This is a genomic window from Sphingomonas sp. BK580, assembly GCF_014194975.1.
Taxonomy (GTDB): domain Bacteria; phylum Pseudomonadota; class Alphaproteobacteria; order Sphingomonadales; family Sphingomonadaceae; genus Sphingomonas.
This window is the reverse complement of sequence record NZ_JACIAY010000001.1, coordinates 722,680-734,260: the sequence shown is the minus strand read 5'-3', so window position 1 is coordinate 734,260 and position 11,581 is coordinate 722,680. Positions and strand designations below refer to the sequence as shown.

The 11,581-nt window shown below is 71.2% G+C and carries 11 protein-coding genes; 3 read left to right on the top strand and 8 right to left on the bottom strand.

Going from position 1 to position 11,581, the window contains the following annotated elements; all coding sequences use genetic code 11:
- Positions 1-122: 122 nt before the first annotated feature.
- The 8 genes from FHY05_RS03195 to FHY05_RS03160 form a co-directional block, all read right to left on the bottom strand.
- A complete protein-coding gene (locus tag FHY05_RS03195) occupies positions 123-521 on the bottom strand; it encodes a RidA family protein (RefSeq protein ID WP_183942925.1) in 399 nt (132 codons plus the stop codon).
- Positions 518-1,702 carry an acyl-CoA dehydrogenase family protein gene (locus FHY05_RS03190; RefSeq protein ID WP_183942924.1) on the bottom strand — a complete coding sequence of 395 codons (1,185 nt, stop codon included), beginning with the start codon at positions 1,700-1,702 and terminating at the stop codon, positions 518-520. The genes FHY05_RS03195 and FHY05_RS03190 overlap by 4 nt, the downstream gene beginning before the upstream one ends.
- A gap of 1 nt (position 1,703) precedes the next feature.
- A complete protein-coding gene (locus FHY05_RS03185) occupies positions 1,704-2,522 on the bottom strand; it encodes an enoyl-CoA hydratase family protein (RefSeq protein WP_183942923.1) in 819 nt (272 codons plus the stop codon).
- A gap of 10 nt (positions 2,523-2,532) precedes the next feature.
- Positions 2,533-3,291: an SDR family NAD(P)-dependent oxidoreductase gene (locus FHY05_RS03180; RefSeq protein ID WP_183942922.1), complete on the bottom strand. Its 759-nt coding sequence runs from the start codon at positions 3,289-3,291 to the stop codon at positions 2,533-2,535.
- On the bottom strand, positions 3,288-5,606 hold the full coding sequence (locus FHY05_RS03175) for a bifunctional salicylyl-CoA 5-hydroxylase/oxidoreductase (protein ID WP_183942921.1): 2,319 nt from the start codon (positions 5,604-5,606) through the stop codon (positions 3,288-3,290). The genes FHY05_RS03180 and FHY05_RS03175 overlap by 4 nt, the downstream gene beginning before the upstream one ends.
- Before the next feature lie 75 nt (positions 5,607-5,681).
- The gene (locus FHY05_RS03170) at positions 5,682-7,175 is read right to left on the bottom strand and encodes an indolepyruvate oxidoreductase subunit beta family protein (protein WP_183942920.1); all 1,494 of its coding nucleotides are present in this window, start codon (positions 7,173-7,175) and stop codon (positions 5,682-5,684) included.
- A complete protein-coding gene (locus FHY05_RS03165; RefSeq protein ID WP_183942919.1) occupies positions 7,175-9,316 on the bottom strand; it encodes an indolepyruvate ferredoxin oxidoreductase subunit alpha in 2,142 nt (713 codons plus the stop codon). The genes FHY05_RS03170 and FHY05_RS03165 overlap by 1 nt, the downstream gene beginning before the upstream one ends.
- 4 nt (positions 9,317-9,320) lie before the next feature.
- Complete coding sequence (locus tag FHY05_RS03160) at positions 9,321-10,100, bottom strand: cyclase family protein (RefSeq protein WP_183942918.1); 780 nt, start codon at positions 10,098-10,100, stop codon at positions 9,321-9,323.
- 134 nt (positions 10,101-10,234) lie between these two features.
- Between FHY05_RS03160 and FHY05_RS03155 the strand changes: the two genes are divergently transcribed.
- From FHY05_RS03155 to FHY05_RS03145, 3 genes are read left to right on the top strand one after another with little or no spacing between them, the layout of a single operon-like run.
- Positions 10,235-10,702 (top strand): MarR family transcriptional regulator, encoded by a 468-nt coding sequence (locus FHY05_RS03155; protein ID WP_311732356.1) that lies wholly within the window; start codon positions 10,235-10,237, stop codon positions 10,700-10,702.
- Positions 10,699-11,193: a MarR family transcriptional regulator gene (locus FHY05_RS03150; RefSeq protein ID WP_311732355.1), complete on the top strand. Its 495-nt coding sequence runs from the start codon at positions 10,699-10,701 to the stop codon at positions 11,191-11,193. Before FHY05_RS03155 ends, FHY05_RS03150 begins: the two co-directional genes overlap by 4 nt.
- Positions 11,190-11,576: a thioesterase family protein gene (locus tag FHY05_RS03145; RefSeq protein WP_183942916.1), complete on the top strand. Its 387-nt coding sequence runs from the start codon at positions 11,190-11,192 to the stop codon at positions 11,574-11,576. The genes FHY05_RS03150 and FHY05_RS03145 overlap by 4 nt, the downstream gene beginning before the upstream one ends.
- Positions 11,577-11,581: the final 5 nt, after the last annotated feature.

Below are 11,581 nucleotides of genomic sequence, written 5' to 3'. Positions count from 1 at the left end.
GCACGCGCGGTGTCGCGCACCATCCGCTCGTCCTCGCTCAGCTGATCGTCGAGCAGGAACGGGTCTGCCCAGTCGAACCGGCCCATCTGGGTCATCGTCTACCGCCTTGTGTCGGGGTCATGTCACAGGTCATCGGGGATCACCGCGGTGGTCTCGATCTCGATCAGCGCGGCATCCTCCATCAGCGCGACCACCTGCACGACCGCCATCACGGGGTAGTGGCGCCCCATCAGCGCGCGGTAGATCTCGCCGATCCGCCGGGCGTCGCGCAGATAGGCTTGTTTGTCGGTGATGTACCACGTCATCCGCACCACATGCTCGGGCGCCGCCCCCGCCTCGGCGAGGATCGCGAGCAGGTTAAGCAGGATCTGCTCGAACTGGCCGGGCAGGTCGGTCGCCTCGAACCGCTCCTCGGCGGTCCAGCCGATCAGCCCCGCGACGAACAACTGGCGGCCGCTGGCGATGACCGCGTTGCTGTAGCCGCGCGGGCGCGGCCAGCCGGGTAGCTGCACGATTCTCATGCGGCACCGCCTCCCGCCGCGGCCGCGATGGCGGCGCGCGCGATCACCACTTTCTGCACCTCGCTCGCTCCCTCGTAGATGCGCAGCGCGCGCACCTCACGATACAGTCGCTCCACCACGTTACCGCTCACCACACCCGCGCCGCCGAACAGCTGCACCGCGGCGTCGATCGTGCGCTGCGCCGTCTCGGTGGCATGGAGCTTGGCCATCGCTGCCTCGCGGGTCACGCGCGGCTGGCCGCGGTCCTTCGCCCAGGCGGCGCGGTAGATCAGCAGCGCGCTCGCGTCGTTGCCGAGCGCCATGTCCGCGATCGCGGCCTGGGTCAGCTGCAGGTCGGCGAGCGGCGCGCCGAACAGCCGCCGCGTCGTCGCGCGCGCGATCGCCTCGTCGGTGGCGCGCCGCGCCAGGCCGAGCGCCGCCGCACCCACGGTGGAGCGCAGCATGTCGAGCACCGCCATTGCGATCTTGAAGCCGCCACCCGCCGTGCCGACCAGGTGATCCTCGGGGACGACGCAGCCGTCCAGTCGGATCGTGGCGAGCGGGTGGGGCGCGATCACGTCGATCGTCTCGGTCACCGCGAAGCCGGCGGTGGCGGTGGGCACGACGAAGGCGGAGAGGCCGCGCGCGCCCTCGCCCTCGCCGGTGCGCGCGAACAGCGTCAGCACGTCGGCGATCGGGCCGTTCGAGATCCACGTCTTCTCGCCGTCGATCCGCCACCCGCCCGGCACCCGCGTGGCGGTGGTCGCCATCGCCGCGACGTCGGAGCCGGCCTCCTTCTCCGACAGAGCGAAGCCCGCCACCCACTCGCCCGCGGCGACCCGTGGCAGATAGGCGAGTCGCACCGACTCCTCGCCGAACAGCGCGAGCGCGCCGGTGCCGAGCGCCTGCATCGCGAAGACGAAGTCGGCGAGCGCGTGATGATAGGCCAGCGTCTGGCGCGTGAGGCACAAAGTCCGCACGTCGACGGACTCTGCCGCTCCCCCATAGGCGGCGGGCACGGCGTGGCGCAGCACGCCGGCGTCGCCGAGCAGGCGGGCGAGCGCGCGGCAGTCGGCCCCGACGTCGCCGCTTTCCCGATGAAGCGCGTCGCCCTGCGCGCCGCACCAATCGTCGAGCCACATCGCATGGTCGCGGTGGCGCTGGTCGAGGAAGGGCCAGTCGAGGAAGGTCGTGTCCGCCATCTCAGTCTCCCTCGAACACCGGCGTCTGCTTGGCGGCGAAGGCGTGATAGGCGCGCTCGAAGTCGCGCGTCGCCATGCAGATCGCCTGCGCCTGCGCCTCCGCCTCGATCGCGGTGTCGAGCGACATCGCCCATTCCATGTTGAGCTGGTTCTTGGTCATCGCGTGCGCGAACGTCGGACCGCGCGCGAGCGTGGCGGCGAGCGCCTGTGCCTCGGCGAGCAGCGCCTCGGCCGCGCACAGCCGGTTGAAGAAGCCCCAGCGCTCGCCCTCCGCCGCGTCGAAGGCGCGCCCGGTGAACAGCAGCTCGGCGGCGCGGCCCTGGCCGATGATCCGCGGCAGGATCGCGCATGCCCCCATGTCGGCGCCGGCTAGGCCGACTCGGGTGAAGAGGAAAGCGGTGCGCGCCGCGGGTGTGGCGAGGCGCAGGTCCGACGCCATCGCCAGGATCGCGCCCGCGCCCGCGCACACGCCGTCGACCGCGGCGACGATCGGCTGCGGGCAGTGCCGCATCGCCTTCACCAGGTCGCCGGTCATGCGGGTGAAGGCGAGTAGCTCGGGCATCGTCATCGCGGTGAGCGGACCGATGATCTCGTGCACGTCGCCGCCCGAGCAGAAATTGCCGCCCGCGCCGGCGAGCACGACCGCGCGCACCGCGGGTGCGTAGGACAACGCGCGGAACAGGTCGCGCAGCTCGGCATAGGATTCGAAGGTGAGCGGGTTCTTCCGTTCGGGCCGGTGCAGCGTCACGGTCGCGACCGAGTCGGCGACCTCGATGACGAAGTGCGAGGGATGATAGGTGGCGGGATCGAAGACGGTCATCGGGTCGGCCTCACATGACTTCGCCGCCGGCCACCGCGACCGCCTGGCCGGTGATCGAGCGCGCCGCGTCGGCGACGAGCCACAGCACCGTCGCGGCGACCTCGTCGGGCGCGATCAGCCGGCGCTGCGGGTTGGTGGCGGTGAAGACGGCCTCGGCCGCCGAACGGTCGCGCCCCGTGCGCGCGACGATCGTGTCGACCGCGTCGCGCACGATCGCGGTGTCGGTATAGCCCGGGCACACCGCGTTGACGGTGATCGCGGTCCCGGCGAGCTCGAGCGCGAGCGAGCGGGTGAGCCCCAACAGCGCGTGCTTGCTCGCGGCATAGGCGCTGACATAGGCGTAGCCCTTCAGCGCGGCGGTGCTCGCGACGTTGATGATGCGCCCGCGCGGCAGCGTCCGCATGCCCGGCAGGACCGCGCGGGTCAGGTGGACCGCGCCGAGCACGTTGGTGCGCCAGGCCTCGTCCCAGACCGGGTCCTCGGTCTTCTCGAAGGCCGCGGTGCGCGCGACGCCCGCGTTGTTGACCAGCACCGCGACGGGACCCGAGCGCTCGCGCGCGGCGGCGAGCGCGGACGCGACCGAGCTGGCGTCGGTGACGTCGCAGGCGACCGGCAGGGCGCCGGGCAGCTCGGCGCAGGCGCGTTCGAGCCGCCGCGCGTCTCGCCCCGTGACGGTGACGCAGTACCCGGCCGCGGCCAGCGCGGCAGCGATCGCGAGGCCAATGCCGCTGCCACCCCCGGTGACCAGAGCGTGTGCACCGTCGCTCACTTGATCGCGGTCAGCTGGCCGGCGCGCGCCGCGTTGCGCTTCAGCTGAGAATAGCCGCTCTGGTACTGCGGCGGCACGGGCGCGTCGTCGAGCTGCTGCTGCGCGGCGGCGCGGATCGTCCAGTTCGGGTCCATCTGGTGCGGGCGCCCCATCGCGCACAGATCAGCGCGCCCGGCCGCGACGATCGAGTTGACGTGGTCGACCTCCCAGATGTTGCCGACGGCCATGGTGGCGATGCCGACCTCGTTGCGGATACGGTCGGAGAAGGGCGTCTGGAACATCCGGCCGTAGACCGGCGTCTCGCGCTTGGTAACCTGGCCCGAGGACACGTCGATCAGGTCGACTCCGGCGGCAGCGAAGGCGCGGCTGATCGCCACTGCGTCGTCGGGCGTGTTGCCGTCGGCGCCGACCCAGTCGTGCGCGGAGATGCGCACCGACATCGGCTTCTCCGCGGGCCACACCGCGCGCATCGCCGCGAAGATCTCGAGCGGCCATCGGATCCGGTTGGCGAGCGTGCCGCCATACTCATCGGTGCGGCGGTTCTGCGTGGGGCTGAGGAAGGCGGAGAGGAGATAGCCGTGGCCGCAGTGGAGCTCGATCATGTCGAAGCCGGCCGCCTCGGCCAACTCTGTCGCGCGCACGAACTGGTCGCGGATGCGGTCCATCGCGGCACGATCGAGCGCCACCGGGACCTGATTGTCGGGTGTCCAGGCGACGTCGGACGGCCCGACCACCGGCCAGTTGCCGACCTCGAGCGGTCGGTCGATCCCCTCCCATGCCAGCCGCGTCGACCCCTTGGCGCCGCTGTGGCCGAGCTGCACCGCGATCCGCGCGCCCGGCGTGCGATGGACGAAGTCGGTGACGCGACGCCAACCCGCTGCCTGCGCCGCGTTCCACAACCCCGTGCAGCCCGGCGTGATCCGGCCCTCGGGCGAGACGCAGGTCATCTCGGTGACGATCAGCGACGCGCCGCCGAGCGCGCGCGCGCCGTAGTGGACCAAGTGGAAATCGTCGGGGACTCCGTCCACCGCCGAGTACATCGCCATCGGCGACATCACCACGCGGTTGCGCAAGCTCATGTCGCGCAGCTGGAACGGCAGAAACATCGGCGGGATCGGCTCGTCCGTCTCGCGCCCGAGCGCGCCGGCCACCAGCGAACGCTCCAGCGCGGCCAGCCAGGCGGGGTCGCGCAGCCGCAGGTTCTCGTGGCTGACGCGCTGGCTGCGCGTCAGCAGCGTGTAGGTGAACTGCTTGGCTTCCATCGCCAGGTAGCGGTCGAGGTTCTCGAACCACTCGGTCGAGTTGCGCGCCGCGTTCTGGAGCTTGACGACCTCGAGCTGGCGCTCCTCCTGATAGTCGCGCAGCGCCGTCGCCATGCCGTCGCGCGTGTCGAGGCCGGGGCGGCTCATCACCTCGGCGAGCTTGATCGCGTCCTCCAGCGCCAGCTTGGTGCCCGACCCGATCGAGAAATGCGCGGTATGCGCGGCGTCGCCGAGCAGCACGACGTTGTCGTGGCTCCAGCCGTGGCAGATCACGCGCGGGAAGCGGATCCAGGCCGACCCGCGGATGTGGCCGGCGTTGGACATCAGCGCGTGCCCGCCGAGGTGATCGGCGAAGATCGCCTCGCAGAGGCGGCAGCTCTCGGCCTGGCTCATCGTCGCGAAGCCGGCGCGCTCATAGGTCTCGGGCGCGCATTCGACGATGAAGGTCGCGGTGTCCTGGTCGAACTGGTAGGCGTGCGCCCAGATCCAGCCGAACTCGGTCTTCTTGAACAGGAAGGTGAAGGCGTCGAAGCGCTGGTGCGTACCGAGCCAGACGAAATGGTTGCGGCGCGTGTCGATGTCGGGGCGGAAGCTCGCCTCGTAGCGGCGGCGCAACTTGCTGTTGAGCCCGTCCGCCGCGACCACCAGGTCGTTGTCGGCGAGGAAGGCGCTGTCCGGCTCCACTTCGGTCTCGAAGGCGAGCGTCACGCCCAACTCGCGTGCGCGTGCCTGAAGGATGTCGAGCAGGCGCTTGCGACCGATGCCGATGAAGCCATGGCCGGTCGAGCGGTCGTCGGCGCGTCGCACCCCGTCGTCGATATGGACCGCGATATCGTCCCAGTGCGCCAGCTCGTCGATCATCACGCGCGCGCTGACCGGGTCGTTCTCGCCGAGCCGATCCATCGTCTGGTCGGAGAAGACCACGCCCCAGCCGAACGTGTCGCCAGCGCGGTTGCGCTCGTAGACGGTGACGTCGTGCGACGCGTCGCGCAGCTTCATCGAGATCGCGAAATACAGCCCGGCGGGGCCGCCGCCGACGCATGCCACCTTCATCGCACTCTCCTCGACGGGGACGCAGGCCAGATTATCGGACCGCCGAGATACTTCAAGCTTAAAATACTTTCGGGATCACGCCGCCGTGGCGAGCGCCGCGGCGAGCGCGTTGCCCTCCTCGTCTGCCAGCGCGGCGGCGCGCAGCGAGCGCAGCTGCGCCGCCGCGTCGGGTCGGCCGACGAGCCGTCGCGCCGCCTCGATCACGAGCGTGAAGTGGCGCAGGCCGCGCTCGAACGTGTCGCTATAGCCCTTGATCAGTTCCTGCGTGGCGGCGATCTCGGTCGCGAGCGCGACATCGGTCGCGGCGGTCGCGGCGACGAGCGCGAGCCACTCCTCGATGCGCGCCTGCTCCTCGGCGAAGCGCCAGGTCGAGCGGCGGATCCGCCGCATCTCCGCGACCGTCCGCAGCAGCAGGAACCAGCGCAGCCGGGTGACGCGGACGTGGCGCCCGCGCGAGAACAAGGGCTCGAGCCGTCGGCGCAGCGCGGGACGGTGCCAGATCCCCGCGCCGATCCGCGCCGGCAGCGTCTCGCATACCTCGCGCAGCCGGGGGTGCATATAGTCGGTGACGGTGAGGAGCTGGGTGGCGCCGACCCGGACCTCGCTCGCGAAGCGTGCCGAGCGCGCCGCGCGCACCTTCAGGTCGGCGACGCGGATCGTGTCCTCGTAGCTCATCCACAAGGCGAGATGCCGCGCCACCGCCTCGGTCAGCACCGGCTCGCCGCGTGCCGCGATCGGTGCCAGTCGGTCGAGGTAGAGGTCGGCGTAGCGCGCGTCCTGATAGTCCATCAGTCGGCGCACGCCCTCCAGCGCGGAGGCGTGCGCGGCGCCGGGCAGGGTGGCGAGGACGCGCGCCTGGCGTTCGGCCCCGGCAGGTGTGGTGGCGGCCGGCGGCGCGGCGGCGGTCTCGATCGCCGTGCGGCGCTCGCCCGCCGCGGCCATGCCAGCGGCGAAGCCGGCGAGGTTGGCGGCGACCGCCTTCCCGCCGCGGCGGATCGCCGCCTCGAACGACTCGCGCGGGAAGGGCAGCGCCTCCGCCCCGGCGAGCGCGCCGAACATCACCGAGCTGATCACACTGCCGGCCCCCGCCGCGGCTGCTTCCATGTCGAAGCCGACGAAGCGCCTCGATCGCCGCGCCGCCGCGTCGAGGATGCGCTCGCCCGCGCCGGTGCCGTCCCCCAGCGCCGACTTCTCGGAGATGGCGTAGATGCGGTGGGTCGATCCGATCAGCGTCGTACGGTCGGCGCTGACGAAGCCGCGCAGAATCGCGCGCCCCGTCTCCATCAGCTCGGACGCGATCACGACGTCGACATCGCCCGGCACCGGCGTCATCGCGAGCACCGGCGCGGGGCGGTTCGCGCCTGCCGCGTCGCGTCGCACCATCTCGATGTAGTAGATCGTCGAGCCGGTGCGCTGCGCGACGCCGGGGACGGAGGTGCCCTGCGCGACATAGCCTTCCGCCTCGGCGAGGGAGAGGATCCAGTCGGCGAGCACGCCGCCGCCCTGGCCGCCGAGTGCCAGGATGGCGACGGTGAGGCGATCGCGCTCCCCCGCGGTCGACGCGGCCATCAGAAGGCCCTCGCCGCGAGCGCGCGCGCGTCGCGCGCCTGGATCCAGCCGATCAGCGCGGCGCGCCAGCGCGCCAGCAGCCGCTCGAGCCGGCCGGGGTTGGTCACGATCTCGGCCTTGTAGAACGAGGGGCACAGCACCGCGGCATGCGCCACCTCGCCGCAATTGCCGCAGCCGACGCAGCTGTCGTCGATCGCGGTGACGGGGTGGTGGCGCAGCGGATCGGGGTTGGCCTTGACGCTCAGCGACGGACAACCCGACAGGCGGATACAGGCGTGGTCTCCGGTGCAGGTGTCGGGATCGACCCCGAACCGCTCGCGCACCACGCGCTTCCCCTCGCGCGCCGCCTGCGCCAGCAGCGGCCGCACGCGGCGCTGCTTGTTGAGCATGCACTCCGACTGGGCGACGATCACCTTCGGCCCCTTCTCGGGGGTGGTGAGCGCTTCCTTGAGCGTGTCGCGCATCCGTGCCACGTCATAGGTGCGCGTCAGCGTGCGCGCCCAGCCGACGCCCATGCCGCGGAGCGCGCGCTCGATCGGGTTGTTGGTGCGCCGCGTCGTGCTCTCGGCGCGCGAGGACAGGATGTCCTGCCCGCCGGTCGCGGCCGAATAGCCGTTGTCGACCACGATCGTCACGGTGTCGTCCTGGTTGAAGACCGCGTTGCCGATCCCCGAGGTCAGGCCGTTGTGCCAGAAGCCGCCGTCCCCCATCATCGCCACCGCGCGCTGCGCCCCCGCGCCCTCGCTCGGCTTGAAGGCGGAGGCGCCGGCGGTGCCCAGGCCATAGCCCATCGTCGTGTTGCCGATGTGGAACGGCGGCAGGATCGAGAAGAGGTGGCAGCCGATGTCCGCCGAGACGTGCAGCGCGCCGAGCTCGCGCTGGACGAGCTTCATCGCCGAGAAGATCGGCCGCTCGGGGCAGCCGGTACAGAAGCCGGCGGGGCGGGGCGGCACCGTGCGCGCCAGCTCGGGCTCGGGCGGCAGCGGCGCGGGGGGCGCGGCGGCGACCCGCCCCGGCGCGTGCGCCGCGAGGAAGGCGAGCAGCGCGTCGCGCAGCACTTCGCCCGAATATTCGCCCGCGCGCGGCAGCAACTCCTTGCCGACCAGGCGCGTCGAGAGGTCGGCGCGGCGCAGCAGGGTGTTGAGCTCGTGCTCGATGAACTCGGGCTGGCCTTCCTCGACGATCAGCACCGCGCGCTTGCCCGCGCAGAAGGCGGCGACCTCGTCGGGTAGCAGCGGGTAGGTGACGTTGAGGCAGTAGACCGGCACGCGCGCCGCGCCGTGTGCGTCCGACAGGCCGACCAGCTCGAGAGCGCGATTGAGCGTGTTGTACAGCCCGCCCTGGACGATGATGCCGACGTCGTCCTGCGCCGGCCCGAACCATTCGTTGAGCCGCCGCTCGGCGATGAAGCGCTGTGCCGCGGGCCAGCGCCGCTCGATCTTCTCGCGCTCGTGCAGGAAGTTGGCGGGCGGCAGCACGATCCGGTCGACGTCGCGGACCGGGTTGGCCGCGGCCTCGCCGACGGTGAGCGGCGGCCGGCGATTGTCGCGCGCGGTGAAGCTGCCGGTGACGTGGCAGGCGCGCACGCGCAGCTCGATCATCACCGGCGTGTTCGACGCCTCGGAGAGCTCGAAGCCGGCCTCGACCATGTCGACGATGCTGGGCAGGTTGGGGCGCGGGTCGAGCAGCCACATCTGCGACTTCATCGCGAAGGCGTGGGTGCGCTCCTGCATGATCGAGGAGCCCTCGCCGTAATCCTCGCCGACGATGATGAGCGTACCGCCCTTGACCCCGCCGCTGGCGATGTTCGACAGCGCGTCCGAGGCGACGTTGGTGCCCACCACCGACTTCCACGCCACCGCGCCGCGCAGCGGGTAATTGACCGACGCGGCCAGCATCGCCGCGGCGGCGGCCTCGCTCGCGTTCGACTCGAAGTGAACGCCCAGCTCGCGCAGCAGCGGGTCGGCGTCGGCGAACACGTCCATCAGATGGCTGATCGGCGAGCCCTGGTAGCCGCCGACATAGGCGACCCCGGCCTGGAGCAGCGCCTTGGTGACCGCGAGGATCCCCTCGCCCGCGAACGTCTCGCCGGCGCCGAGGCGGAGCTGCTCCACCTCTCGCTTGAAGGAGCGCTCCGCCATCGTCTCAGCCCGCCACCAGCGCGAGCACCCGCAGCGGGCTGCCCGATCCGCCCGCGATCTTTAACGGCGCGGCGATCACCACCGCGCCGGTCGGCGGCAATCGATCGAGATTGGCGAGGCATTGCAGTCCGTAGCGGCCGGCGCCGTGGAACAGCGTGTGCGCCGGATAGGCGGGATCGAGCAGGTGCGCCTGCCCCGCGTCGGTGCCGATCGTCTCCACGCCCAGGCCGTGCGCGTCGCGCTCCTCGATGAGGAAGCGCACCGCCTCCGCCGAGGGCCCCGGCGTGTGCGCGCCGTCGTCGCGGCGGTTGGTGTAGGCGTCGCTGTCGCGCTTCGACCAGTCGGTGCGCAGCAGCACCCAGCTGCGCGGCGGGATGCGGCCGTGTGTCGCCTCCCAGTCGGTGATGTCGGCGACGGTGAGGAGATAATCGGGGTCGGCCGACGCGGCGGCGGAAACGTCGATCACCACCGCCGGCGCGACAAAGTCCTCGGGCGCGATCGTGTCGACGGTGTTGCGCGGCAGGTCCTTGCCCGTCACCCAGTGTACCGGCGCGTCGAAGTGCGTGCCGGTGTGCTCGCCCACCGTGAAGTTGTTCCAGTGCCAGGCGACGCCGCGATCGTCGTAGCGCGAGATCTCCTGCCGACTGAACGGCGCAGTCTGGCCGAACGGGTCGGGCAGGATCAGCACCGGCGTGTCCTCCGACAGCGGCTGAGTCAGGTCGATCGTGCGGATCGAACCGCGCTGGAGCGCGGCGGCAAGGTCGGCGAGCACGGCATGCGACATGCGATCTTCTCCGATGGTCTGGAAGACGACGTGGGAGGGAGCCTGTCACGAGAAACGTGCACATGCAATTAAATTCGGATCGTGCGTTGCGGCCTGGTCGAGGCCCCGATAAGGCCCGCTCGGGGAGGGCGCACGTGGACAACCGACAGCTTGGCAATCCTGGTACCGCCGCCTTCCAGGTGGAGCGATATCCCTTCTACCTGCTCAATCGGATGGTCTCCCGCTACAATGGCGTGATCGGCGCGCGCCTGCGCACGATCGACCTCGATATCCCTTCCTGGCGCGTACTGATGATCCTGGGCGAACGTGCGCCGCGCGGCGTGCGTGACATCGCGGACGCGGCCGTGATCCCGCTCTCGACCATGACCCGCATCATCCAACGCATGACAAGCGCCGGCCTGGTCGCAGTGAGTGACAGTGCCGACGATGCGCGAGTCACCGAGGTGTCGCTCAGCCCCGAGGGAGAGCGCCGCTTGGCGGCCGCGCGCGAGGCGAGCGCGCCGGTGTACGAGCAGGTGATCCGCGGCCTCAGCGAACGCGACTTCGACCAGCTGCTCGACCTGCTCGGTCGCGTTCACGCCAATCTGGACGACGTCGCGTGAGCGAGCTGCGCGAGAAGCACGACGGCGCCTTCTCCGAGCAGATGGACGTGCGCGTGTGGCTGCGGCTGCTGAGCTGCTCCACGGTCATGGAGAAGCGGCTCCGCCGCCGCCTCGTCGCGCACCACGCCACCACGCTGCCGCGCTTCGACGTCCTCGCCGCGCTCGACCGTCAGCCCGTGGGCATGACGATGAGCGAGTTGTCGCGCGCTTTGCTGGTCTCCAACGGCAACGTCACGGCACTGGTGCGACAGCTGCAGCAGGACGGGATGGTGGCCAGCCGCCAGGCGAGCGGCGACGCGCGCTCCAGCATCGTCGCGCTCACCGAGCAAGGGCGCGCGCACTTTCGTACCTTAGCCGAGTCGCATCATCGCTGGGTTCAGGCGATGCTCGCGGGCGTGCCGCGGGACGAGTTGGCGACGCTCTATCGGCTGCTCGCGCTGGTGAAGAGTTCGATCGCCGCCGAGCGCGAGCCGGGCGAGGAGGATCGATGAGCTTCGTGTCGCGCCAGATCGTACGCTTCGCGCACGTCGATGCCGCCGGCATCGTCTTCTACCCGCGCTATTTCGAGATGCTCAACGCCGCGGTCGAGGATTATTTCGCCGCGCTCGGCGCCAGCTTCGCGCAGATGCACGCGACGCGACGCCTGGGGGTGCCGACGGTGTCGCTCAGCGCCGAGTTCGTCGCCGTGAGTCGCCTCGGCGACGAGCTCGATCTCGCGCTGTCGGTGCGGCGCGTCGGCAGCTCGTCCGCGACGATCGGGGTGGAGGTCAGCTGCGGCGGGGAGCAGCGCTTCCGCGGCGAGGTGGTGCTGGTCTGCATGGACCTCGATCGCGCTCGCGCGGTGCCCTGGCCCGAGGACATGCGCCCGCGCTGAGCGGG